This is a genomic window from Candidatus Protofrankia datiscae (genome assembly GCF_000177615.2).
GTDB lineage: Bacteria > Actinomycetota > Actinomycetes > Frankiales > Frankiaceae > Protofrankia > Protofrankia coriariae.
Genome location: NC_015656.1, coordinates 3219807 through 3243748, shown reverse-complemented (window position 1 = coordinate 3243748; position 23942 = coordinate 3219807). Strand labels below are relative to the sequence as shown.

General features: G+C 68.7%; 15 protein-coding genes, 1 tRNA gene and 8 pseudogenes. 10 read left to right on the top strand and 14 right to left on the bottom strand.

The window, feature by feature from the left end:
- Positions 1 to 156: 156 nt before the first annotated feature.
- Both FSYMDG_RS28565 and FSYMDG_RS13470 read right to left on the bottom strand, forming a co-directional pair.
- Positions 157 to 318: pseudogene (locus tag FSYMDG_RS28565) on the bottom strand (transposase); the annotation flags it as partial.
- A 12-nt stretch (positions 319 to 330) separates the two neighbouring features.
- Positions 331 to 1308, bottom strand: a complete 978-nt coding sequence (locus FSYMDG_RS13470) for an IS66 family transposase (RefSeq protein ID WP_013873983.1) — start codon at positions 1306 to 1308, stop codon at positions 331 to 333.
- A gap of 108 nt (positions 1309 to 1416) precedes the next feature.
- Here FSYMDG_RS13470 and FSYMDG_RS29710 point away from each other — a divergent pair.
- From FSYMDG_RS29710 to FSYMDG_RS24620, 4 genes and pseudogenes are all read left to right on the top strand, one after another.
- A pseudogene (locus FSYMDG_RS29710) lies at positions 1417 to 1635 on the top strand (maturase); the annotation flags it as partial.
- A gap of 571 nt (positions 1636 to 2206) precedes the next feature.
- Positions 2207 to 2926, top strand: a pseudogene (locus FSYMDG_RS13465) (reverse transcriptase/maturase family protein); the annotation flags it as partial.
- Between the two features lie 173 nt (positions 2927 to 3099).
- Positions 3100 to 4362, top strand: a complete 1263-nt coding sequence (locus FSYMDG_RS13460) for an IS4 family transposase (RefSeq protein ID WP_013872077.1) — start codon at positions 3100 to 3102, stop codon at positions 4360 to 4362.
- A 317-nt stretch (positions 4363 to 4679) separates the two neighbouring features.
- Positions 4680 to 6350 (top strand): recombinase family protein, encoded by a 1671-nt coding sequence (locus tag FSYMDG_RS24620; protein ID WP_083828278.1) that lies wholly within the window; start codon positions 4680 to 4682, stop codon positions 6348 to 6350.
- On the opposite strand, the gene FSYMDG_RS13450 is transcribed toward FSYMDG_RS24620, so the two are convergent.
- Positions 6332 to 6415: transfer RNA gene (locus FSYMDG_RS13450), tRNA-Leu, on the bottom strand. The two genes, FSYMDG_RS24620 and FSYMDG_RS13450, sit on opposite strands and share 19 nt — an antisense overlap.
- Before the next feature lie 367 nt (positions 6416 to 6782).
- On the opposite strand from FSYMDG_RS13450, the gene FSYMDG_RS13445 reads away from it, so the two are divergent.
- On the top strand, positions 6783 to 9377 hold the full coding sequence (locus FSYMDG_RS13445) for a Tex family protein (RefSeq protein WP_013873981.1): 2595 nt from the start codon (positions 6783 to 6785) through the stop codon (positions 9375 to 9377).
- Between the two features lie 327 nt (positions 9378 to 9704).
- Here FSYMDG_RS13445 and FSYMDG_RS29705 read toward each other — a convergent pair whose 3' ends face one another.
- The 5 genes and pseudogenes from FSYMDG_RS29705 to FSYMDG_RS13420 form a co-directional block, all read right to left on the bottom strand.
- Positions 9705 to 10298 (bottom strand): GNAT family N-acetyltransferase, encoded by a 594-nt coding sequence (locus FSYMDG_RS29705; protein WP_050803788.1) that lies wholly within the window; start codon positions 10296 to 10298, stop codon positions 9705 to 9707.
- A gap of 66 nt (positions 10299 to 10364) precedes the next feature.
- Positions 10365 to 10685 (bottom strand): annotated as a pseudogene (locus FSYMDG_RS29700) (GNAT family N-acetyltransferase); the annotation flags it as partial.
- Between the two features lie 320 nt (positions 10686 to 11005).
- Positions 11006 to 11443: an NUDIX domain-containing protein gene (locus FSYMDG_RS13430; protein ID WP_043603633.1), complete on the bottom strand. Its 438-nt coding sequence runs from the start codon at positions 11441 to 11443 to the stop codon at positions 11006 to 11008.
- A gap of 202 nt (positions 11444 to 11645) precedes the next feature.
- Positions 11646 to 12587 (bottom strand): TerB family tellurite resistance protein, encoded by a 942-nt coding sequence (locus FSYMDG_RS13425; protein WP_013873978.1) that lies wholly within the window; start codon positions 12585 to 12587, stop codon positions 11646 to 11648.
- Positions 12588 to 12688: 101 nt separating this feature from the next.
- Positions 12689 to 12928 (bottom strand): hypothetical protein, encoded by a 240-nt coding sequence (locus tag FSYMDG_RS13420; RefSeq protein WP_013873977.1) that lies wholly within the window; start codon positions 12926 to 12928, stop codon positions 12689 to 12691.
- A 203-nt stretch (positions 12929 to 13131) separates the two neighbouring features.
- Between FSYMDG_RS13420 and FSYMDG_RS13415 the strand changes: the two are divergent.
- Positions 13132 to 13713 (top strand): annotated as a pseudogene (locus tag FSYMDG_RS13415) (Fic family protein); the annotation flags it as partial.
- Positions 13714 to 13927: 214 nt separating this feature from the next.
- Here FSYMDG_RS13415 and FSYMDG_RS13410 read toward each other — a convergent pair.
- From FSYMDG_RS13410 to FSYMDG_RS30100, 3 genes and pseudogenes are all read right to left on the bottom strand, one after another.
- A complete protein-coding gene (locus FSYMDG_RS13410) occupies positions 13928 to 15043 on the bottom strand; it encodes a Vms1/Ankzf1 family peptidyl-tRNA hydrolase (protein WP_013873975.1) in 1116 nt (371 codons plus the stop codon).
- Between the two features lie 67 nt (positions 15044 to 15110).
- Positions 15111 to 15293, bottom strand: coding sequence for a hypothetical protein (locus FSYMDG_RS26260; protein ID WP_013873974.1), 183 nt, complete (start codon positions 15291 to 15293; stop codon positions 15111 to 15113).
- A gap of 76 nt (positions 15294 to 15369) precedes the next feature.
- Positions 15370 to 15423: pseudogene (locus FSYMDG_RS30100) on the bottom strand (hypothetical protein); the annotation flags it as partial.
- A 167-nt stretch (positions 15424 to 15590) separates the two neighbouring features.
- Between FSYMDG_RS30100 and FSYMDG_RS29695 the strand changes: the two are divergent.
- The 4 genes and pseudogenes from FSYMDG_RS29695 to FSYMDG_RS29690 all read left to right on the top strand — a co-directional run.
- A pseudogene (locus FSYMDG_RS29695) lies at positions 15591 to 15960 on the top strand (hypothetical protein); the annotation flags it as partial.
- Between the two features lie 118 nt (positions 15961 to 16078).
- Positions 16079 to 16327 carry an AbrB/MazE/SpoVT family DNA-binding domain-containing protein gene (locus FSYMDG_RS13395; RefSeq protein WP_013873973.1) on the top strand — a complete coding sequence of 83 codons (249 nt, stop codon included), beginning with the start codon at positions 16079 to 16081 and terminating at the stop codon, positions 16325 to 16327.
- On the top strand, positions 16315 to 16716 hold the full coding sequence (locus FSYMDG_RS13390) for a type II toxin-antitoxin system VapC family toxin (protein ID WP_013873972.1): 402 nt from the start codon (positions 16315 to 16317) through the stop codon (positions 16714 to 16716). The genes FSYMDG_RS13395 and FSYMDG_RS13390 overlap by 13 nt, the downstream gene beginning before the upstream one ends.
- Before the next feature lie 23 nt (positions 16717 to 16739).
- A pseudogene (locus FSYMDG_RS29690) lies at positions 16740 to 17021 on the top strand (enoyl-CoA hydratase-related protein); the annotation flags it as partial.
- A gap of 394 nt (positions 17022 to 17415) precedes the next feature.
- Here FSYMDG_RS29690 and FSYMDG_RS13380 read toward each other — a convergent pair.
- The 3 genes from FSYMDG_RS13380 to FSYMDG_RS13370 form a co-directional block, all read right to left on the bottom strand.
- Entirely contained in the window at positions 17416 to 18045 is a 630-nt protein-coding gene (locus tag FSYMDG_RS13380; RefSeq protein WP_165440849.1) for a response regulator, read from the bottom strand.
- A 10-nt stretch (positions 18046 to 18055) separates the two neighbouring features.
- The gene (locus FSYMDG_RS13375) at positions 18056 to 22849 is read right to left on the bottom strand and encodes a protein kinase domain-containing protein (protein ID WP_013873970.1); all 4794 of its coding nucleotides are present in this window, start codon (positions 22847 to 22849) and stop codon (positions 18056 to 18058) included.
- 205 nt (positions 22850 to 23054) lie between these two features.
- The gene (locus FSYMDG_RS13370; protein ID WP_013873969.1) at positions 23055 to 23942 is read right to left on the bottom strand and encodes an SMP-30/gluconolactonase/LRE family protein; all 888 of its coding nucleotides are present in this window, start codon (positions 23940 to 23942) and stop codon (positions 23055 to 23057) included.

Here is a 23942-nt window from a genome sequence, read left to right as displayed (position 1 = left end):
GGAGCGTGTATCGAGATGAACTCGAACTTTACTTCTGCTCGCTCGCGAAGAAGCTCGCCGCTTTTTTAGGAAGGCGATGTCCATCTGCGCCTGCGCGTACTTCTTCCGGAGCTCCTCAAGTTCCGCGCGCTCCGACACCGACAGCGGCCGCTCCTCGGTCTCGCCGTTCTCCTTCGCCTTCTTCACCCAGTTTCCCAACGTGGTCTCGTGGATACCCAGACTCTTCGCGACCTCGGTCACCGACCGGCCCGAGTCGAGCACCAACCTTACTGCCTCGGATTTGTACTCCTGGGTGAACTTCCGGCGAGCTGACCCCATGACGCTCCTTCCCTATGGACAGCGAACCTCAGGTTCGCTGTCCACGGAAGCGGGATCACTCCAGTGAGCGACGCACAGCTGGTGGGTGGCGCCGGTGTAGCTGTCGTAGGGGGCCCAGGCGTCGTGGACCACCACCCCACCGAAGGCGGGAAGCACCCCGAGGGCGTCGATCCCGCCGCTGCCGCGGGTGGCATGGCAGTCGATCAGCGTGTACTTGTCGGTGCGGGCGCAGTGCACCCAGTGCAGTTTCCCGGCGACCCGCAGCCCCGTCTCATCGGCCCCGATCACGTCGGCGGCGGCCAGCAGACCCCGGACGGTGTCACGGAAGCCGTCGAGTCCGGCGGCGGCACGGGCGGTCATCGCACCGACCGTGCCCGCCGAGATCGGGATCCCAACCAGCTCGGCCAGCGCGGTCGCGGTCCGCTCCTGCGACAGGAACTGACCGGAATACAGGTAGACCACCGCCGCGGCCACCCGCGGCCCGTACTGCACCGGCGCGTCCACCCCGGCCGGTGCCGCCGCCTTCGTCCGCGTCCCGCAGCCGCACTCCCGCTCGATGAGCTGATGTTCGACCACATGCGGACGTAGTTCGGGCAGGTCGAACACCTGCCGCCGTTCGGTCCGGGTCACAGGCCGGCCCGCAAGCCCCGCCCCGCACCCCGCACACGGCCCCGGCTCATGCCGCAGGCGCACATCAGGCTCAGCGAGCATCCGCAGCGTCGATCCCGGATGCCCGCCCTGCCCACCGGGCCTGCGGCCGGTCTTCTTCCGCAGCGACTTCGGTGGCGGTTTCGCCAGCCCGTCCGAACTCGGTGGCTTCGCCGAGTTCCGCGAGTTCTTCGCGACCTGAGCTTCCAGCTCGGCGATCCGCACCCGCGCCTGTTCCAACGCCGCAGCGGTCTCGACCAGCTGCGCCCGCAGACTCACCACCAGCGCCGCGAGCTCGTCATACGACGGCACCGGCGGCGACGCGGGCGGACCATCCGACACACCCGGACCCTACGGCCCGATCAACCACACAGCACCAACGACCCGGGCCTTCAGGCCATCGAGGAGTCCCAGCCAGCCGGGAAACCAAAAACAAACGATCTACCAGACCTGACCAGTTACCTCGCGGATACCTGCGAAGTCTGCCAGCGCACGGGCAGCGTCGAAGTTCACCACGTCCGCGCACTCAAGGACCTCGCAGTACCCGGCCCTCTGCCGCACTCGTGGGCCACGGCCATGGCAAACCGCAGACGCAAGACACTCGTGGTCTGCGCTACCTGCCACGGCCAGATCCACACGAGGCGGCCCGCCACAGCGCTCACGCAGTAGTCACCGGAGAGCCCGGTGACGGGAGACTGTGCGCCGTCTAACTCGGCGCCAGATCGCCCCCGCAGGGGGCAGAGGTTCGGGAGGAGGTGACCTCTGGGCCACCCGTCTTACCTGAACGGGAAACCGGGAGGGGACAAGAGCATGACGGGAAAGCGCGGGGTGCCGTGAAGGCGCCGAAGGCACGGCCGTGCAAGGCCCGCGTGATACGGCGAAGGCCAGACTGCTTGAAGCCCAGTCTCCAGCGGTGCAAACGTTCACACCTCCCGACACGGCGTCTGTTGTCGGGGCCGTCGGCATAGGAGCGATTCCGACTTTCGTCGCTCTGAACCCTTCCGGCCGGCGGGCGACGGGCAGCGAGCTCGTTCAAGGGGACGGACCGGGACGCCTACGTCACGCTCGCTACGTCTGGCGCAAGAGGAATTCGGGATGGCCTACGGGGCGCGAGCCCTATGGTCACGGAGGGTCCGTAGTAGTCGCAGGAGTCACGCCCCGCCGAGGAGGACGGGAGAGCCGTCTACATGGGCGAAGGGACCCAGGTGCTTAGATCGACAAGAACGGTGAGGTACGCGAGATACGAGACGCCGCAACCGTACTGGAGATCATTCGTGAACGCGGCAGGAGAGGACTGCCGTTGGAACGGGTCTACCGGTGCTTGTTCAACCCGGACCTGTTCCTGCTTGCCTATGGGAAGCTCTACCGTAACAAGGGGGCGTTGACCGCCGGAGCCACCAGCGAGACCGTGGATGGCATGAACCTCGGCAAGATCGAGGCCATCATCGAGACGCTCCGGCAGGAGCGTTACCGATGGGCCCCGGTACGGCGCACTTACATCGAGAAGAAGAATTCGGTGAAAAAGCGACCGCTGGGGCTGCCGACCTGGTCGGACAAGCTGCTGCAAGAGGTACTGCGCCTGATCTTGGAGGCGTACTACGAGCCGCAGTTCTCCGACCGCTCCCACGGGTTCCGCCCGGGCCGCGGCTGTCACACCGCCTTGCAGGAGATCTATCACCAATGGCACGGGACGGTGTGGTTCATCGAGGGCGACGTCACCGACTGTTTCGGGTCCTTGGACCATTCGATCATGAGATCGATTCTGGCCGAGAAGATCCACGACGGTCGGTTCCTGCGTCTGATCGACGGGCTGCTCCAGGCCGGATACCTGGAGGACTGGCGCTACCACGCGACGTTGAGCGGCTGCCCGCAAGGCGGCGTGGTTTCACCCGTTCTGTCCAATATCTACCTGGATCGGCTGGACAGGTTTATCGAACAGACTCTCTTGCCTGCCCATAACCCAATGCCGCTCAATTAGGCTGGAGGGGCGTCCGTCCATCCCGACACGCCAACGCCCGATCCCGCATCGATCAACTTCTGAACACGGCATCCAGTCACGTTCCTCAACGTCGATCAGTAGGCGGCGGAGTGCTCATGCCGCGATTTCGGCCGGTCGGCAGATAGAATCCAGATGTGGTGCGCCTTCGCCAGGTAGTTGAATTGCCAGCCGTTGACAACGACCGGCTGACCGACCGCATCTCGATCGGTGTGCTCGCCAGAATCGTTCCCCGGGACCTCGTCGAAGAGGTACTGGTGGAAACGAAGCGGCAGGAACGGCGTACCAGGCTGCTGCCAGCCCGGGTCATGGTGTACTTCACCATGACGATGTGCCTGTTCTTCGACGATGACTACGAAGAAGTCATGCGTAAACTCGCCGGTGCGTTGAGATGGCTGGGGAACTGGCAGGGTGACTGGAAAGTCCCGACCACCGGGGCGATCTCGCAGGCACGGATCAGGCTCGGTGCCGCCCCCCTGAAGGTCCTGTTCGAACGTGTCGCTGTGCCGGTCGCGGGGCTGGGTACCAAGGGCACTTGGCTGCGTTCCCGGCGGCTGATGGCGATCGACGGGTTCTTCCTCGACGCCGCAGACACCCCCGAGAACGTGGCCAGGTTCGGGCGGTCCACCAACGGACACAAGGCCAGCGCTCTGCCCCAGGTCCACGTCGTCGCGCTCGCCGAATGCGGCACGCACGCGATCGTCTCCGCCGCGGTCGGTCCCCGTGCCAGCGACGAACGTGCTCTCGCCGCCACCCTGCTCGACGCCTGCGAACCCGGGATGCTCCTCACCGCCGACCGTTACTTCTACAGCTTCGACCTCTGGCAGCAGGCGCTCGACACCGGCGCGGACCTGCTCTGGCGAGTCAAATCCGATCTCACGCTACCGGTCATCCGGTCCCTTCCCGACAGCTCCTACCTCTCTATCATCGTCAACCCGAAAATCAGAGGGAAACAGCGGAACCAGATCATCGCCGACGCCCGCGCCGGCCGCGACTTTCCCGAGGACTCCGCGACACCCGTCCGCGTCATCGAATACACGGTGCCTGACCGCACAGGATCCGGAACCGGAGAACTGATCTGCCTCATCACCAATATCCTCAACCAGACCGACATACCAGCGGTGGAACTCGCCACGGCCTATCACGAGCGCTGGGAAATCGAAAACATCTTCGATGAGATTAAGACACACCAGCGGGGCGAAGCCCGCGTCCTACGCTCGAAACTCCCGGACCTGGTGGAACAAGAGATCTGGGCGCTGCTCCTCAGCCACTACGCAATCCGATGTCTCATGTGCGAGGCCGCCGACGAAGCCGACGTCGACCCGGACAGGCTATCCTTCATGCGATCACTACGCGTCGTCCGCCGCCAGGTCACCGACCAGGCGGATTTTTCCCCCTGAGGACCACACGCACGCGCTCCGGGAAACCTTCACAGAGATCACCGAACGGCTTAACCCCGTGCGCCTCCACCGCACGTACCCACGCACCATCAGACGAGGCCGACACAACGCCTACCGAGTCAAAAGCCCAACAGACACCGGCACCAAGCATGATCAATCACCGAAGATCATGCTCGCTCGGGCCGCTTAACTAAGCGCCATTGGGCCATGAGCCTGCTGCGCCTGTTACGCCGCTGCATGGACGCAAAGACAGCAGCCGGCAAAAACTCCCCGTCGCGTCGGGAGAACACGACCGAACGACAGGAAGGGAATTCTGAATGATCAGATTTGCGTTCGAAGGACGATGCTCGACCGAGGACCAGCAGGACCCCGAATCATCACGCGCCTGGCAGGTTACCCGCGCGAAGGCGCTGATCGAACCACACGGTGGGGAGATCGTCGTCGAGTATTTCGACGCCGGACAGTCCCGGGCCGTGCCCTGGCAACGCAGGCCAAAAGCGAACGATCTGCTACAGTCACTCAAGGATCCAAACCGGGGATTCGACGCGGTCGTCATCGGGGAACCGCAGCGAGCGTTCTACGGCAACCAGTTCGGCTTGGTCTTCCCCCTGTTCGCGCACTACGGCGTGCCACTGTGGGTACCCGAGGTCGGCGGTCCGATCGACCCGAACAACGAAGCCCACGATCTAATCATGTCCGTGTTCGGGGGAATGTCAAAGGGCGAACGCAACCGGATCAAAGTGCGGGTCCGCGCCGCGATGGCCGCCCAAGCGGCGATGGAAGGCCGTTTCCTGGGCGGCCGGCCACCCTACGGCTACCAACTGAGCGACCTGGGACTACACCCGAACCCGGCCAAGGCTGCCGACGGTCGACGGCTGCATGGTCTCGCACTGTGCGAAGAAACCGCACCGATCGTGGTAAGAATCTTTACCGAATTCGTCGGCGGACGCGGCCTGTTTGCGATCGCAGAGGGACTGACCCGCGATGGTATCCCCTGCCCCTCGGCACACGACCCGGCCCGTAACTCCCACCGCACCGGCGCAGCCTGGTCGAAAGGCGCGATCCGCGCGATCCTCACCAACCCCCGTTACACCGGCCGGCAAGTATGGAACCGGCAACGCAAGGACGAAGTCCTCCTCGACGTCGACGACGTCAACCTGGGACACACCACCAAACTGCGCTGGAACCCCACCGACACATGGATCTGGTCGGAGAACACCGCCCATCCGGCAATTATCGACCCGAAGCTGTTCACCGACGCGCAACAACTCCTCGCCAGACGCGGACGAGGACCCGGCGACCAGAAAACCCCACGAACCCGCCACCCCTACATCCTGCGCGGAGCGTTCCACTGCGGGATCTGCCAGCGCAAAATGCAGGGCCACTGGGTCCGCGGCGCCGCCTACTACCGCTGCCGCTACCCCCAGGAATACGCCCTGGCGAACCACATCCACCACCCCAGCAACGTCTACGTCCGAGAAGACGCCGTCCTGCCCGCCCTCGACACCTGGCTCGCCACCACCCTCACACCACCACGACTAACCGACACCCTCGACGCGATGACCACCACCCAGAACGTTCCCACCGGCCAGAACCAGGCCACGGAACGGGCACGTCTGACCATCGCGGACTGCACGACCAAACTCACCCGCTACCGAGCCGCTCTCGACGCCGGCGCCGACCCTGTCATCGTCACAACCTGGATCGCCCAGACCCAGGCCGACCGGGCAGCCGCCGAACGCCAACTCCGCGAAGCCACCACAGACAGCGACCGGCGGATGAGCCGAGACGAGATCGCCGCCCTGGTCGAGGCCCTCGGCGACATACTGACCGCCCTCACCGAGGCCGACCCAGCAGACAAGACCGAGGTCTACCGCCAGCTCAGCCTGCACCTGATCTACCAGCCCGCCACCCAGACGGTACAAGCCGAAGTGAAGATCAACCCACGTTACCGTGGGGTAATGGTCGGTGTCCGAGGGGGGACTTGAACCCCCACGCCCTTAGAGGGCACTAGCACCTCAAGCTAGCGCGTCTGCCATTCCGCCACCCGGACCTGCAACGAACCAAGACTCTACACGGCTTGCGGGCGGATCGGTGTGGGGGTCGCCACCATCCGGGAGGAGCCTTCCGGATCTTCGGAAACCCCACGATTCCGATCTTCGGAAGCCCTGTGTCCCAGGCGGACGGGGCCAACGCGACGCGGCCCCGTCCGGCCGGATCGGGCCGCGCCTGTGACCCCGACCGGGCGAGCTGGTCGGGCCAGCCCGGGAACGGCCTGGATCGCTCTGAGTCATCCCGGAGCGATCAGGTACCGGCCCGGGGCTGATGAGACGGGGCTGATGCGTCGGTGGGCCCGCCGGTCGGGCAAGCTGGTCCCCGACACCTCATCAGGACCCCGGCCACGGAGGCGGATCGAGATCGTGACGACGTCGGTTCATCGCAGGATCGCCGAGGAGCTCGGCGTGCGTGAGGGGCAGGTGACTGCGGCCGTCGACCTGCTCGACGGCGGGGCCACCGTGCCGTTCATCGCCCGCTACCGCAAGGAGGCGACCGGCATGCTCGACGACGCCCAGCTGCGGACCCTTGAGGAGCGGCTGCGCTACCTGCGCGAGCTGGAGGACCGGCGCGCCGCGATCCTGGAGTCGATCCGCGCCCAGGGCAAGCTGGACGACGCGCTCGAGGCGCAGATCCTGGCCGCCGACTCCAAGGCCCGCCTGGAGGACATCTACCTGCCCTACAAGCCCAAACGGCGCACCAAGGCCCAGATCGCCCGGGAGGCCGGTCTGGAGCCGCTCGCCGAGACGCTGCTGGCCGACCCGTCGCAGGATCCGCAGGCGACGGCCGCCGCCTTCGTCGACCCGGACAAGGGTGTCGCCGACACGGCCGCGGCTCTCGAGGGTGCGCGGGCCATCCTGGTCGAGCGTTTCGCCGAGGACGCGGACCTGATCGGGACGCTGCGTGAGCGGATGTGGACGCGCGGCCGGCTCGTCTCCCGGGTGCGGGAGGGCCGGCAGGACGCCGGCGCCAAGTTCGCCGACTACTTCGACTTCGCCGAGCCCTTCACCTCGCTGCCCTCGCACCGGATTCTGGCGCTGTTCCGCGGCGAGAAGGAGGAGGCCCTCGACCTCACTCTCGAACCGGAGCCCGCCGACGCGGACGGTGCCGGCGGGCCGGCCGCCGGCGGGGACGGCGCTGACGCCAACGGGCCGGCGGCAGCGACAGCGACAGCGGCCGTGGCCATGCCCCGGCAGGCGGCGGCACAGCCGAGCAGCTACGAGGTCACCGTCGCCGCGCACTTCGCTGTCGCCGACAACGGCCGCCCGGCCGACCGCTGGCTGCTGGAGACGGTCCGCTGGGCGTGGCGGACCCGCATCCTCGTCCACCTCGACATCGACCTGCGGATGCGACTGTGGCAGGCGGCGGAGGACACCGCCGTCCGGGTGTTCGCGGTGAACCTGCGCGACCTGCTGCTGGCGGCGCCCGCCGGCGCGCGGGCGACCATGGGGCTCGACCCGGGGCTGCGCACCGGCGTGAAGGTCGCGGTGGTCGACCCGACCGGCCAGGTGGTGGCGACCGAGACGATCTACCCGCACGAGCCGCGGCGGCGCTGGGAGGAGTCGATCGCCGTCCTCGCCCGGCTGGCGCGCGCCCACAACGTCGAGCTGGTCGCGATCGGCAACGGGACCGCGTCCCGGGAGACCGGCAGGCTCGCGGGCGAGCTGGCCAGGCGGCATCCGGAGCTCAGGCTCACCTCGGTGGTGGTGTCCGAGGCCGGCGCGTCGGTGTACTCCGCGTCCGCCTATGCCTCGCGGGAGCTGCCCGAGCTGGACGTGTCGCTGCGCGGCGCGGTGTCCATCGCCCGCCGGCTGCAGGATCCGCTGGCGGAGCTGGTCAAGATCGACCCTCGTTCGATCGGGGTCGGCCAGTACCAGCACGACCTCTCCGAGGTGAAGCTGTCGCGTTCGCTGGACGCGGTGGTGGAGGACTGCGTCAACGCCGTCGGTGTCGACGTCAACACCGCCTCGGCGCCGCTGCTGACGCGCGTGTCGGGCATTGGCGAGGGGCTGGCGGAGAACATCGTGCGCCACCGGGATGCCCACGGTCCGTTCCGGTCCCGCCGGGCGCTCGTCGACGTCCCGCGGCTGGGGCCGAAGGCGTTCGAGCAGTGCGCCGGCTTCCTGCGCATTCGCGGCGGCGACGACCCGCTGGACGCCTCCAGCGTGCACCCGGAGGCGTATCCGGTGGTACGCCGCATCCTCACGGCCACGGACAGTGATATCACGGCGGTGATCGGTAACAGTTCGACGTTGCGGGCGCTGCGGCCGACGGACTTCGTCGACGACACCTTCGGTCTGCCGACCGTCACCGACATCCTCCGGGAGCTGGAGAAGCCGGGCCGTGACCCGCGTCCGGCGTTCCGGACCGCGGCGTTCGCCGAGGGTGTGGAGACGCTTGCCGATCTCGCGCCCGGCATGGTGCTGGAGGGTGTCGTCACCAACGTCGCCGCGTTCGGCGCGTTCGTCGACGTCGGAGTGCACCAGGACGGGCTCGTCCACGTCTCGGCAATGTCGCGGAACTTCGTCTCCGACCCGCGCGAGGTGGTCAAGCCCGGCGACATCGTCCGGGTGAAGGTGCTCGACGTCGACATCGCCCGCAAACGCATCTCGCTGACGCTGCGGCTCGACGACGACAACAACACCGGCGGCGGCCGGGCCGACCAGCGCGCGTCGTCGGGTTCGTCATCGGGTTCCGGGCGCCGCCGCGAGCGCGATGCCGGGGGCCAGGGCCAGGCCGGTCCCCGTGAGCATGGCGCCGCCGGCTCCGGGGCCGCCCGCGGCGCGCGTTCCGGTGGGGCGCGTTCCGGTGGGGCGCGTTCCGGCGGGACACAGCCCCGCGGCCGCCGCGGCGGGTCGAACGACGTGCCCGACGGTGCGCTCGCCGACGCGCTGCGCCGCGCCGGTCTCATCGACGAGTTCGGCAACAGCGTCAGCCAGCCGAAACGGACCGGCCTCTGACCCACCCAGCCGGCCGGCCCGTTCACCCGGCCGGCTGAGGACAGCGCCCGCGGCGTGGGCGGTGCGAGCGGTGCGGGCGGTACGGACGGCCGTTCTGGCCCGATGACTGACGGTTTTTACCCGACGGTCGACAGCGTCGTGTCCCGGCGCAGCGACACGGCGAAGGAGAAGGAGACGGCGACCAGGGCCGCGCGGACTCCCAGCGCGAGGCCGACGGCCGGGCGCGACGGCTGCGCCGTACCGCCGGCCAGGGCGATCGACCTTCGAACCTGGCCCGTGTCGGCGAGGAGGCCAGCGTGCCGCCGGTGTCGTAGCGGTCTTCCGCTGTCAGGACGTCGAGGGCCGGTCCACGCGGTACACGTAGTGCAGGGGATCGTCGGCGGGGTTGTCCGGTGTGATGGGCCCCTGTCCGACGCGTCGGAGGCCGGCTTTCTCCAGGGCACGCCACGACACCCGGTTGGCCGCCACGACCGGCACCACGACGCAGGTGGCCTCAGGATGGTCGGACCAGGTCCGTGCGACCATTGAGGCGATCATGCGGGTGCCCAGGCCGTGCCCGGTCTGGGCGGGTTCGCCGATCAGGTAGTCGATGCTCATGGCACCGGCAGGGACGTCGACGATGGGTGCCAGGTCGTCGCGGTACTCGGGGTAGTCGGCGAGGCGGCAGCGTTGCACCAGCCCGACGGGCCGGTCGTCGAGCAGGGCGAGGAAGTCCTCCGACGGCTCCTCGCCGCGGGCCGCGGGGCCGAAGTCGCGGTGGACGGCCTCGGACGTGGTCTCGTGGTTCCACCACCGGGCAACATGTGGTTGCTCCAGCCATCCCCGCAGCAACGCGAAGTCGGGCTCGTCAAGCCGCCGCCAGGTGACTGTCACAGATCGCTGGCCTGCTGGACGCCGGCGGTGCTCAGCGGGTTTTTCCATGTCGATGAACTCCACGGCCCCGTAGCCGTCGAACGTCTCGGTGTGCCGTCCGGTCTCGGTGAAACCGAGGCGCTGGTACAGGCGGATGACGCGTTCGTTGAAGGCCGCGACGTGGAGTGTGACCCGGCGCCGCCCGTAGATGGGGCGGGCGAACTCCAGGCCGGCCAGCACGAACCGTTCGCCGAGCCCGCGGCCGGTGAGATCGGGCCGCAGGCCGAACCCGTAGAACAGCGCGTCGTCGTGGAGTTCGAAAAAATAGAAGCCGACGAGGGTGCCGTCGTCGTCGCGGGCGGCGAAGAACCGTTCGGGGTTCTTCACGGGTAAGCCGTCACTGTCGTAGAAGTCGTAGGGCGGGTCGTAGCACCAGGCGTCGTGCTCCTGGAACATGGCGTCGTCCGCCGGTTCGATCCGCACCGCTCCCGCCCCGAACGCCGGTCCCGCACCGTCAGCGTGATTCTCCCACGGAACGCCGGTGTCGCCGAGGTCTGGTGGGATCCGTTTTCCTCCGTTTCCCTGCCTCCGCGGCAGGAGGCGGACGAGGCCCTGCCTCGTGGCCCGTTCTTCGGGCGGTGGCGGTTCGGTTTCGGCCCGTGTCCGCTCGGCGTCGGTCGGGGCGGAGGGGCAGCGGCGCGTCCATGCCATGACTCAGCCCCGCCGGGCCCGTCCCCGCGCGGGCCGCGTGTGCGTGAGCGTGCCGCGGGTCCCGGTCAGCGACCCGCCGCATGCCAGCCGGGCCGACGGCTGCCCACCCAGTCGAGAATCATGTCGGTGAGGGTCGCGGGGCGCAGATCAAGATTTGGCAGCTCGCGTAACGCGACGGAGTTGATGTCGATGTCGTCCTTCCGGCTCCCGATCTCCGCACCCCACGGCAGATCGGCGGCGAACACGACGTTCAGCTCGTGGAACCGTCTGTCGTCCTCGACGTAGGTGTGTTCGACGCAGCCGATGAACTCCAGATCACTGGCACCGAACCCGGCCTCCGCGGAGGTTTCTCGGCGTAGCGCGGCTTCCACGGTCTCCCCGGGCCCGACGTTGCCGCCGGGCAGGAAGTACCAGAACTGACCGCGACGGTTGGCCAGCAGTACGCGGTCCCCTGCGAGGATGACGGCACGGGCGCTGACCTCGGTCGGCATGGTGGGGGGCATCGGCGCTCCAGACCAGGACGTGTCTGACGGATGTTGGTCGGTGCGGGCGGTGATCCAGGCGGTCTCCGGTTCGGCGAGGCCCGGGCGACAGGTGAGGCCGGGCGACAGGTCCGGTGGCGGCCGGGTCCCGCTCCACCCGCGTCGACGTGACCCCGCATGGACGTGACCCCGCATGGTCGCCTCCCGCGGCCACCGGAACCGATCACGTAAGACCGGGCGCGACGGTCTGCGCGGCGAACTCGGTCGGGTCGAGGCCGAGCTCGCCGATCACCTCCCGCACCACAGCCTGTTCACTCGGTGTGAAGTCGCCGTCGATGCGGCCGATGACCTCACCGATGCGGACCACCGCGGCGGCCTCGCCGACCCGGCCCCGCACCTTCGTGATCTCGGCAAGGGCGGCCAGCTTCCCGGTGGCGACATCGGCCTGCAGCCGGGTGAGATGGCTGTCGAACAGCGCCTCCAACTCGTCCGCCGGGAACTGCGACATCACCGGGTCGGTGGCCACGAAGCCCCGCAGCCCGTCGCGTTCCGCCGGGTCGACACGCCCGTCGGCGGCGGTGACCAGGGCGCACATCGCCACCGCCGCGTCCCGGAACCTGTTGCTGCGCAGCTCGTCGCGCCGGGCGGCGAGTTGCGCGCGCAGGGACGCCAACGAGGGGCGCAGCCCGGCCCAGCCCGGCTCCCGACCGGCCGGGACCGCGCCCCGCCACAGCGGCCAGCCCTCCGCCAGCCAGCGTCGTACCACCCAGGCGACCGGCAGCGGACGCAGCCGGGTCGCCAGCAGCAGGCCGATGTCGACGGCCCGCACCCTGTTCCCTCGCCAGGTCTCCGGCAGCGGGACGGCCGCCGGCCAGTCGGCGGCGAACAGGATCGTCAGGCTGTGGCCGGCCAACGGCTCCCCGGCAGCCCGGTCGAAGGGTGCGTCGGCGTGCTCCACCGCGCCGGCGAACCGCCACGCGGACGCCTTCGGGCCGCCGAGACCGTCGAGATGGCGGTCAAGAGCGGGCTCGATGCCCTCACCCGACTCGACCGGGCCGCCCGGCAGGACATACCAGGCGTCTGCGGAAGGCTGGGCCAGTAGCACCCGGTCCGTCACCCGCGCCAGTAGTCGGACGTCGAGAGCCACCGACGAGCGTGCGGACATCCACAAACTCCTCCCGTCGCGGACACGCAGCCGCACCCGAGGATCGGGCCGACGCCATCATCCCCCAGCCGTGACGATCCGACGTCATCGGATGTCGGATGTCATCGGATGTCAGTCGGTCGACCGGCCTGTCGCAGTGGCTGCCACCGTGGCGGGCGAGACAGCCCGGCCAGCGACGACTCACCCTCAAGCTGGCTGGTCGCCATCCCGACGAGTAACGCACCGCCGCCGAGCCCCCGGTCCCGCTGCTTGAGCGGCCCGATCCCCTCGTCGAGCGCCCCGACGATGCCGAGCCGGTCGACGACCTCGGCTACCGCGACCAACCCGGCCGACCCCGTCACCGTTGGATCCGGCGTCCCGATCCGCACCCGCTCCCGCCGACGCCGACCCAACCCCCGGCCTGGCCCCCGCGACGGACCCGCCGCCGAGACCGACTTCCGTGACGACTCGACACTGCGTATCCTGACCACCTGACGGGTGCCTTTCGCCTGGGATCCTCGGTTTGGTTTCGCAGCCCCGATTCTCCCTGCGCGACAGGCATTCGATCACTTTCCGCGGCCAACACCCCGCCAACCCTGCGCCGCTACCGGCGAATCTAGGTCTGACCGCCGACGCCGTCGCGGCCTCGAACTCCGTCGAGGGCTTCAGGGTATCCACGATCGACGTCCAGGATCTGATCGACGGCGAGCGAGACGTCGAGGTCTCGGACGAGAACCGTGAAGAGACCCTCGCCTGTCAGCGAATGATGACGTATATCCAGACGCTTCACGATGTCGAGGACTTCAGCTACAGCAAAGGCCTGCTCAACGCTCTGCACTGGATGTTGCAGGGCCACCGCCACGCCGTGCGCAAGCCGGCCGGGCAGTGGCGCCGCGGCCTCGTCCACGCCGCCGACGCCCGCGACCCCGGCATCGCGGCCTACACGGCCCCGGACGCCGGTGCCGTCCCCGCGCTGATGAAGGAACTCACCGACCGGCTCAACACCGACAACAGCACCCATCCGCTGGTGCGAGCGGCCATGGCGCATCTGCACCTTGTGTCCATCCATCCGTGGGCCGACGGGAACGGCCGGATGTCCCGTTCGCTGCAGACGCTCATGATCGCACGCGAGGATGTCCTGGCCCCCGCTTCCCTCAGCCGGCACTTGACATCGCGCGCACGCCCGTGACCCTGAGGAATCCATACACCAGCTGACAGGCAACCCGCGGCCCGGCCGTGGCCCGATCGGTGGTCACCTCGACCGGGCGACGGCCATGCGACAGCGCCTTCATCACCCGTGAAGAACCGTTGGACGGCGCGGGCTCGGTGGCATCGACCATCTCGTCTCATAGGCGGGCGGGTCAGCGGGGTCCGTTCGCCCGCGGGTAGCGCAGCAGGGCGCCGAGGCCCTCGGACGGCCCGTCCGCGAAGCCGGCGGGCAGGACCCGGACCGCCGCGCCGGTGCCCCACGCGGCGCGCACGGCCACGTCCGCCAGCCTGCCAGCGGTCGGCCGGCCGACCCGGCCGGCCAGCATGCCCGCCTCGGCGGCGATATCGGCCGGATCCGGTCCGAACCACGCGACCCGTTCGTCCCCGGGGTCGTCCACGACGAGCAGGGTCCGTGCCTGGGAACGGGCGAGCGCGTCGAGAGCCGCGGTGGCCCCGTCGGCCGCCCGCCCGTGCGCGCGGTCCTCGGCGAAACGGGTGAGCAGACCGGTGGTCCGGGCCCGGGCCTCGGTCTCCACCAGCTCACGCACCTGGCGGTCGTGCAGCCGGTCACCCCGGCTGGGGTGCCGTCCGCCGTGCTCAAGCTGGCGTACCAGCGGGACGACCCGGGGCGGCAGGTGCTCACGCAGCAGCTGCACCGCCCGCACGTCTCCCGCCAGGACGACCAGCGCGGCGTCCACCTGCTCGACCAGCGCCGTCACCGCCTTCGCGACCTGTGCCGCGTTGTGCGCCCACGAGTCCTCGGCGCGATGCTGGTAGCGGCGCTGCGACCAGCCGCCGGGGGCGTTGCGCTCGATCTCGTCGTCGCTGCCCGTGACCTCGCCGGCGAACCGCGGCCCGTCGATGTTCACCCGCAGGTCGGCGCCTGTCCGGTCGGTGAGCACGACCACGCAGGGCACCGTGCGCTGCCAGCAGGCGAGCAGGGGCAGCACGCAGGGCAGCGGCCCCCACACGGCCCGGTCGTCCAGCTGCCCGCGTAGCCGTCGCTCCCAGGCGACCCGGCCATCGGCGGCGAACACCGCGAGAGCGGCATTGTCCGGCCCCAGGCGGGCCACCGTCTCGTCCACCGCGCCCAGCGTCGCGCCGTCCGCCCCGGCCGTGGCCAGCTGATCGCGCAGGCCGCGCCACCGCAGCGCCCGCTCCGGCACGACATCGTCGAGCTCACCCGACAGACCCAGGTAGAACGTTACGAAGGGGCCGGCTGCGGTGAAGAGCTGGCCGATCTCCGCATCCTGCGCGCCTACGGTCACTACGGCCTCCCTGTCACTCGTTGTTCCGGCCGTGGAGTCCCACAGCCGTGAGGCTGTTACGGGACTGCTACGGACGGGCGGAGAGCAGCAGCTCGTGCGCCTGCCGGGCGGCCCGCGCCGCCGTGGCTTCGAAGGGCTCGTCCGTGGTGGGCGGGGACTCCAGCCCGCGGGCGATGGCCCGGACCGCCTCCGTGAGCGTGGCGAGCCGCTGTTCCAGGGCCGCGATTCGCCTTTCGTGATCGTTGGTCATTGTTCTCGCCTTCCCGTCGGTGTGGGCGCACGCCGCGGGCCTCCCCGGGTGGTGGTGGACCCCCGGCGCCCGGCCCCGGGTGGACGAAGCTGACATGGCCGGTGTCGGACCAGCGAGCGGTGAACGGTGAGTCGCCGGCCGGGCGCGGGTGAGGCCATGATTCCCCGCTCCTTGCCTACAAGCATGCAGATCGTTACCTAATATGCTCGATCCGAATACTTTCGGTCGTTACCCACGCCCGGCCCGTCCGAACCACGGACCGGCCGGCAAACCGAGATCGATGGCGGTCGGTGACCGGAGCGTCGACGGTTCCTCGGGTTCGACATCGGGCTGCTCGCCCGCCGGCTCGTCGACGTCACCGGCTGGCTACGCGGCCGGTCGGAGATCGTTCACCTTCCCGTCGGCTACTTCGGGGCCAGCACCGGCGCCGCCGCCGCGCTACCGCCGCCGCGCTACCGGCGCCGCCGCGCTGTGGGTCGCGGCCGAGCCCGGTTCCCACGTCGCCGCCGTCGTCTCCCGCGGCGGCCGGCCCGACCTGGCCGCCGCGAAACTGGCCGCCGCGAAACTGGCGGCCGCGAAACTGGCGGCCGTGCGCGCCCCGACCCTGCTCGTCGTCGGCGGTGACGTCGAACTCGTCCTCGAGATCGACGGGCAGCAGCATGCCGTAGAGCGACAGCAGCTCCGGATCACCGTTGTCCATGCCCGGACCTGCGCATGTGGATGTGCTTCCTGGACGGCGACGCGGACCCTCGGCGTCCTCCGTTCGTCGGACGTAATCTTTACTTATGGCGACGGAAGTAAAGCGGCGGCCCGGTGTCACCCGGGTCTCCCGCAAGCACCAGGTCACCCTGCCTGTCGACGTGCTTCGGGCCGCGGGCCTTGGTCCCGGCGACGAACTCCGGGTGACTGCCGACGGGCGCGGCAGGCTGGTCCTCACCGCTGTTCGGGATCCCCTCGAGGAGCTGATCGGTTCCGCTCCGGGGCTGTCCGCCGTGACCGATCTTGAGACGCTGCGGAACGAATGGGAGCGGTAGTCCTCGACACGAGCGTGATCCTCGCATTGTTCGACCCGCAGGATGCCCTGCACGCCTGTTCAGCCCAGGCGGCTCGCCGTCGGCGCGACGCCGGTGATGTTTTCCTGCTGCCGGCAACCGTGCTGGCCGAGCTGCTCGTGGGCGCCGCGCGCAGGAGCGAGGAGGAGGTTGCCACGCGTCGGCGGCTTACCACCGCCGCGTTCGGGCCGCCGTATCCCGTGGACGAGGCTGTCGCGGTTGCCGCCGCCCTCTGGCGGGCGCGGCACCAGTCCTTACGACTACCGGATGCGCTCGTGCTCGCTACCGCTGACGTCGTCGACGCTGACACCATCCTGACCGGTGACAGGCGCTGGAAGGGCCTCGACAGCCGAGTCGAGGTCGTCCAGTAGGCATTGCCGCCCATGGCGCCGGCGGCCGGACAATGGACGCCACCGAGGCCGAGTCGGCCGGCCTCGTCTCGCGGATCGTGCCCGCCGAGGGTCTCGTCGACGAGGCGCTCGACGTGGCGGAGAAGATCGCGGGAATGTCGACCCCGGTGGCCATGATGGTCAAGGAGGCGGTCAACCGCGCCTTCGAGACCTCGCTGAGCGAGGGCGCCCTGTTCGAACGGCGGACCTTTCACGCCACGTTCGCCACCGCGGACCAGAAGGAGGGCATGGCCGCCTTCACCGAGAAGCGCCGGCCCGTTCCGGGACGAGTGATCGTCCTCCCGGAACGGGCGATCACCATGGGGCGGGGCCGACGCCGGGTTCGGCCCTGCTCGCCGCTGAACGCGTCCGACGCTGCCAGGCCATCGGTGGCCGGCACCCGATCTGTCGGGCGCGGGAACGGCGGGTGTCGAGGAAGGCGGTGATCAGCGCCCGTGACCGTGGGTCCGCCGCCGACTCCAGTGTCGACGGATGAATCGATTCGTTTCCACGGCCGCGCGCCCCGTACGATTTCCGCGATACTGGCCCACGGTGGGGGAGGGGATAGTCCGAGAACACCGACCGCCTTTGTTCTGACAAACACCGTTGTTCTGATGAACACCGTTGTTCTGATGAACACCGGTTGCTCTGATGAATGCCGGAGCCCGTCACCTCGCCGCCTCATCTTACCAGGCCCATCTCTCTGGCCAGGCGTACAAGTTCGGCCCGCGAGCGCAGACCCACCTTTTGTTGAAGCCGATATCGATAGGTCTCCACGGTGCGAACGGAGAGGTCGAGAACCTCGGCCATCTCCGGATTCGTGTGACCGAGGGCAAGCAGGCGCAGGATTTCAGCCTCACGTTCGGAGAGCCCAGCCACCGTGGAAACAGAGCGGCCTTCGACGTTCGTGTCCCTGCCCAACAGAGCGGCCCCGAGCGTCGGGTGAACATACCGTTCGCCCCTGGCGACGTCGTGGATGGCCTGGATCAGCTCGATGTCGGCCGCGGCTTTCAGTACGTAGCCGAGCGCCCCGCTCGCGAATGCCTCTCTCAGGTAGGCGACATCGTCGTGCATCGTGAGCATCAGGACTCTGCTTGCCGGGCTTGCCCCGAGAATTCTCCCGATCGCCGAGATCCCGCTGCCGTCTGGTAGGCCGATGTCCAGGACGACGATATCGGGTTGGAGTCGTCCGGCCGCCGCGACAGCTTCGGCCGCCGTGCCGACGTCCGCGACGACAAGGATCCCGGAGTCCTCGGCGAGCATCCGCTGCAGGCCACCGCGGACGATCCTGTGATCGTCGCAGAGCAGCACCCGTAATCGGTCATTCGTCAAGCGGCACCTCCAGCGAGATCGCTGTGCCCTGCCCCGGGGCGGAGGTCACGCGCAGCGTTCCACCGACCAGAGCCGCCCGTTCTTTCATGCCGAGCAGGCCCAGGCCCCCACCGGAGAGGGCATCCGTACGGAAGCCGATCCCGTCGTCTTCGATCACGACACGTAGGCACCGCTGAGTACGTCCTATGACGACGCTGCATTTCGAGGCCCGGGAGTGCCGGGCGACGTTCGTGACTGCCTCCTGTACCGCCCGGTAGGCCGTTGTCTCGATCTCGGCCGGTAATCGGTCCCCGGGCTCGAGGTTGACGGTCGCGAGTTCGACGCAGGTGTTCCCCGTCACAGCGCTCACGGTCAGCCGTCGGAGGGCGGCCACCAGGCCCAGATCATCCAACACGGTCGGTCTGAGGTCGAAGGCGAGACGCTGAACCGAGCCGAGCGCACCGACGACATGGTGGCGAAGCTCCGCTACCTGTGGCAGCACGTCGTCTGGCCGGACCGATCCCGAATTGTCACTGGAAACAGCGCTTTCCACCAACCGCACGCCCAGCAGCACCGAGGTGAGCGCCTGTCCGACCTCGTCGTGGAGGTCTCGCGCCACCCGTGACCGCTCGGCTTCCTGCGCCGAGATCACCCGAGCGCGTATGTCGCGCTGTAGCTGCTGACGTTCCAGCGCGGCACCGGCCAGACGCGCAACGAATTCGGCGAGCTGTTGCTCCTCCTCACCGAACAGCTTGCCGACCTGCGAGTGCAGCGCCAGGAAGTATCCGACCATCTCGTCCCGTACAAAGACCGGCGCGCAGAGCGCCGACCGGGCGTCCGGAAGAGCCAGTCCGGCATCCGGTTCGAACTCGGTCGCCAGCGGGCGATTCAGAACAAGCGGGCCACGGTGCTCCGCCGCGCGCCGCGCCGCCTCCTGTTCCTCGGCGGACGCCGCTGAATGGCCTGGACGCCAGTCCGTGGTGAGTCCGACGACACGACAGCGTTCAGCGCGCAGCAGGGTCTGGGTGGTCTCACGGATCGCCCGCACGGTCGCCTCCGCCGAGTCGCTGGACGCGAGCAGGACACCGGCCTCGAGCAGCGCCGCGAACCGCTCGGCCAGACCCAGGGTGGACAGAGCCGGCGGCGCGGCGCCCAGACCCGGTTCGGGGTAGCCCTCGCCACCGGACGCCTCACCGGTCAGCTCGAGGCGGGCGGCCTGCAGGTTGGTTTCCGCCAGCTCCGCACCTGCCTCACGCCGTCTCGCCCATGCCGCGCTGCGCCTGAGATGTCGGCGGGCTCGACGCCGGTGCCCGGACAGGGCGCACACCATGCCCAGCTCACGCAACGCATGGGGCAGATCGTTGGGATAGAGCTTTCCGTAGCGCACCGCTCGACGGGCCGATTTTCGTGCGCGCCGGAGTCGTGCCCGTCGGACGTGCGGTAGAAGCGGCTGCTCGGCCGCCTCTCGATGCAGGGTCGCCAGCCACGCGAAGACCGGCACCAGATGGGTGCTCGTGGGCTGCGCACGGCTCACCAGGCGCGCCGCGCCTGACAGGCTCCTGATCGCCTGCTCGAGCTGGCCCGTGTGACGAAGGCGCAGGGCTTCGGCAAGCAGAGCCGCCACCGTCACTTCGATGTCGTCGCCGCGCCGGCCCAGGGCGGCCTGTGTCTGAACGGCCGTGACGCGGCCCTCGGTCACTTTCGCGAGAACTTCCAGCGCGGTGATCTGCGCGTGCGCGTCGCCGATCTCGACTCCGATGTCGAACAGCCGGCGGGCCTCCCGCCGTGCCTCGCCCAGCCGGCCCAGACGGTAGAGGCAGACCGCCCGCGTACGCGTGGCGAAGCCCAGTTCCCACCGGTCGCCAAGCTGATCCAGGATGCGAACCGCGTCGCCAGCGGCTTCGGCGGCCTTCCGGTACTGGCCGGCCGCATGCAGAACACATGCTCGCATACTCGCGACGTGTCCTTCTCCGTGCGGATCTCCCTGGCTCCGGTAGATCCACGCCGCGTGATCTATATAGCGCATGGCACGGCGACAGAAAAACGGGAAGGTAAGAGCGAGCGCGGCTCCATAGACGGAACTCGCGTGTGCGAGCTCGGTGGTGTTGCGGCAGCGTTCCGCTATGTTGATCTGACGCAGTATGAGACACAGGGTCTCGGGACGCCGCGAATGGAACCATCTTGGATACTGCAGGCGAGTGTAGAGGTGCGCTTTGAGCCGGTTGCTTCGAAGCTCCGAGTCGGACTGCCGGTGAAAGCTGAACCTCCGGAAGCGTCGGGTGACGCGCCGTATAATCTCCCAGGAAAGCCGCAGGAACAGCTGTATCCGACCGCCCTCGGGCACCCATTCGCCCAGGGCTCGAAGACCGGATTCTATGTGGGCGGCCGCACCCGCGAGATCGTCCCTTCGGAACACCAGCTGCCCCAGCTGACCTTCGATCCAGGCGAACTCGAGGCTGTCCCCGGCCAGCTCGCGTGCTCGCTGGAACCGGGCGGCTGCCTCGTCGTAGCATCCGCGCAGCATGAGGATCTGGCCGAGTGCTTCGACGAGGGCGTACCGGACTTCCCTCGGTGCGGCGTCCATTCCCCGTTCCGCTATCCGGTACTGGCGCTCCGCCAGTTCGAAGTCGTGACGCGCCCGGGCGGCCGCGGCGGACTGGACGGCATGGGCGAACGCACGCCGAGGCTCGCCCGCGGCGTCGAAATGGTAGGCGAGATCGAACGCCCGTCCGGGCTCGCGGAGCTCGATCTCCTCGGCTGCACGCCGATGCAGCTCTGTGAGCTCGATCGGGTCGAGACCGGCCAGGAGGCTCGCCCGCAGCCTGTCGTGCGCAAAACAGTACCTCCCTTCGGGGCCGGCCCATACCAGATTGCGGTCAATGGCCTGTCTGATCGCTTCGGCTGCTTCGTCCTGCCGTTGCCCGACGAGCCGGGCGGCAAGCCCCAGGTCGAACTCACGCCCCAGCACGGCTCCCGCGTCGAGTAGCAGGCGCGTCGCCTCCGCCAGGAGCGCAAAGCGCCGCGCGAGAAATGCCGCGGTCTTGCGCGAGGCCTGCCAGCCACCCGGGACCGGATGGAACCGCCACCCGTGCGTGCTCGGTGTCAGGGCATTCACCTCGACCAGCCCGCGAAGCACCGCCGAAATCATCAGCGGGTTTCCACGCGACAGTTCGACCACGACCTCTGTGGCGTCCGCCGGCACCCTGCCGGCCATCGACTCGACGACCTGACCGATCTGGCACGGGTTCAGGGACGGAAGGTGCAGGCACTCGATCCCCGGGACCTCCGTCAGCCGCTGGTGTGCTCCGGGCTCCTCTGGTCTGATCGCCGCCACCACGAGTACGTGCCGCCGCGGGAGCCCGTCTCCCACGTTGTGCTTCGCCCATGCCTCCAGCAGCCGCAGTGTCAGTTCGTCAGCCCACTGGCAGTCGTCGATCACGACGACTGCCGGGCGTGCCGCGGTGCCCAGTGCGTCCAACAGCGAGACGAGCGCTGCCACGAGATGGGCCCGCGCGAGCGATTCCGGTATCCGAGTTCCCACGCCGGTGCCACCGAGGACGTCGCCCAGTTCCGGAAGCGCGTCACACAGCGGACCAGCCGCGTCCGCCAGCCGTTCGGCCAGGTCGGCGCCGAACCCGGGCTCGGCGCCCACCTGCTTGAGCAGGTCACTGACGATACCGGCGAGCATGTGCAGCGGCTGCTGGGCGGAGCGTTCTATTCCCCGCCCACGGAAAACCCGGGCGCCCCCGGCGGCCGCGCGTTGACAGAACTCGTCGAGTACCCGTGTCTTGCCGCCACCTGAGCTGGCCTGAACGACCACTGTGGCGGCGCCGCCGTGACGGGCCTTCGCCAGCCACTGGTGCAGTGTCTCCAGCTCGCTCTCCCGCCCGGTGAGCGCAGGCTCGGTCAGGCTCTCCCGCGCGTCATGAGCCCCGACCGGGATGCCCGGCTCCGCGATTCCCCTGCGCAGGGCGTTGTCCAACTGATCGACATCCGCCAGAGCGGCCCACGCCGAGCGATAGCGATCATCGGGATCCTTGCGCAGGAGCCTGCGCAGAATCTCTTCCAGTGCCTGCGGTATCGAGACGCCCAGCGTGCGCAGCGACGGTACGGCGGTCGACAGCTGCTGACGAAGAACTTCGCGGACGTCGCTCCCGTCGAACGGAGGGTGTCCCACCAGGCATTCAAAGAGGACGATACCGGTCGAATACAGATCCGACCGGCAGTCGACGGGTCTGTCCAGAATGTCAGCCAGTTCGGGCGCCATGTAGCGGGACGAGGACGCGGGATCGTTGAGCGATCCCGGGGTCGGGGAGATGCTCGACACCAGACCGAAGTCGACCAGTGTCGCCACCCGCAGGGGGGAACCGTCGTCGACCACTATGTTGGCGGGCCTGACGTCACGGTGAACCAGGCCATGATCATGGAATCGGGCCAGTGAGCGCAGTACCTGGCGAGCGACGGTAAGGCAGTCGAGGACGCCCATGGTGCCGACGGTCAGTCGCTGTTGTAACGAGATCCCGTCGACGTACGGCCTGACCAGATAGACGTGCCCGGTATCCTCGAGCGTGTTGACCACGGTGGCGATGCCAGGCTCTTCCAGGCGCCTGATCAGTGATATCTCGTGCGTCAGACGACGCCGGTTCTCGACCGGCAGCGACCCGAGTTCGACGGACCTGACAACCACCTGGACGCCCGTGCGGCGGTCGGACGCCAGCAGTGTCTCCGCTCCGGCGCAACGCTTGAGTACCCGCACAACGTCGTACCGGGCCAACAGTCCTGGGCCGGCTGGCGTGTCACCCATGGCAGCTTACCCCGATCCGCGCCGATCCGGACGTCCATGTTGTTTTCTCGCGACTGCGGACTCTGGTTCTCCGTATTTGTTCGAAATGTTTTGCTACTTCGCGTCCTGGTCTTCGCAGGTAGGGTTCAAATATGGTCACAAATGCATAAACAATCGGTTGTTTTTAGCATAGTGGCGTAGGACACACCATGTCAACGGTGCCCGGTCACGGTCTGCCTTCGGAGCGCGGAACGTCGACCGTGTGCACGTACAGCTCCCCTTCCTTGGCAGCCTTCCGCTCGTGCTCGGCAAAGCTCGGCGCGGTGCAGGCCAGCAGGGTCCGGCCGTCTTCGCCGCCCAGGGTGCAGGAGTACAGGCCGAGGCCGCCAGGCGCGTGGACCTCGTCGACGACCTTTCCGCCGGGCGCGACCCGGCAGGCGCGCCCGTTGAGCGCGTCAGCCACCCAGATGTGCCCCTCGGCGTCGAGCACACAACCGTCCGGAGCGAAGTCGGTCCGCACGATGGTCTCGATCGACTCGTAGGAGGGCTCCGTGCCCACCTGGCTCCACACCCGCCGGTCCCGCAGGCTGCCGTCCCGGTCGATGGTGAAGGCGGTGAATCGCCCGCCGAAAGTTTCGGCCACGATCAACGTGTCGTTTTCCGGCGTGACCACCATCCCGTTGGGGAATCGGAGGTCCTGGGCCGCGACGTGCACCGATCCGTCCGGATCGACGCGGAGGATGTCACCAGGCTTCGGCGTCGCCCCGGCGAACAGGTCGAAACCGAAGGTGCCGACATATGCCCGGCCGAACCCGTCCACAACCATGTCGTTGATGTACTGCGCGGACAGTGCGGACAGGTCCGCGTGCTGCGAGACCACGCCGTCCGGCGACAGGCGCAGAATTCGGCGGTCCGTCATCGAAGCGACGAGCAGCGAGCCTTCCGGAAGCCAGCCCAGGCCGGACGGCTGGTTCGGCACGGTCACGACGTGCTCGGCCCGCCCGTCGACGCCGACCCGCAGTACCTCGTGGGCATACAGGTCGGACACGTACCACGAGCCGTCGTGCCAGCGGGGCCCTTCGAAGAACAGACCGCCCTCGAGCAGCTTCTCCAT

Coding starts and splice junctions, on each gene's coding strand:
- FSYMDG_RS13370 (WP_013873969.1), bottom strand. CDS start 23,942: ATGGAGAAGCTGCTCGAGGGCGGTCTGTTCTTCGAAGGGCCCCGCTGG.
- FSYMDG_RS13425 (WP_013873978.1), bottom strand. CDS start 12,587: ATGTCCGCACGCTCGTCGGTGGCTCTCGACGTCCGACTACTGGCGCGG.
- FSYMDG_RS24620 (WP_083828278.1), top strand. CDS start 4,680: ATGATCAGATTTGCGTTCGAAGGACGATGCTCGACCGAGGACCAGCAG.
- FSYMDG_RS13375 (WP_013873970.1), bottom strand. CDS start 22,849: ATGGGTGACACGCCAGCCGGCCCAGGACTGTTGGCCCGGTACGACGTT.
- FSYMDG_RS29705 (WP_050803788.1), bottom strand. CDS start 10,298: ATGGAAAAACCCGCTGAGCACCGCCGGCGTCCAGCAGGCCAGCGATCT.
- FSYMDG_RS13395 (WP_013873973.1), top strand. CDS start 16,079: ATGGCGACGGAAGTAAAGCGGCGGCCCGGTGTCACCCGGGTCTCCCGC.
- FSYMDG_RS13430 (WP_043603633.1), bottom strand. CDS start 11,443: ATGCCCCCCACCATGCCGACCGAGGTCAGCGCCCGTGCCGTCATCCTC.
- FSYMDG_RS26260 (WP_013873974.1), bottom strand. CDS start 15,293: ATGACCAACGATCACGAAAGGCGAATCGCGGCCCTGGAACAGCGGCTC.
- FSYMDG_RS13390 (WP_013873972.1), top strand. CDS start 16,315: ATGGGAGCGGTAGTCCTCGACACGAGCGTGATCCTCGCATTGTTCGAC.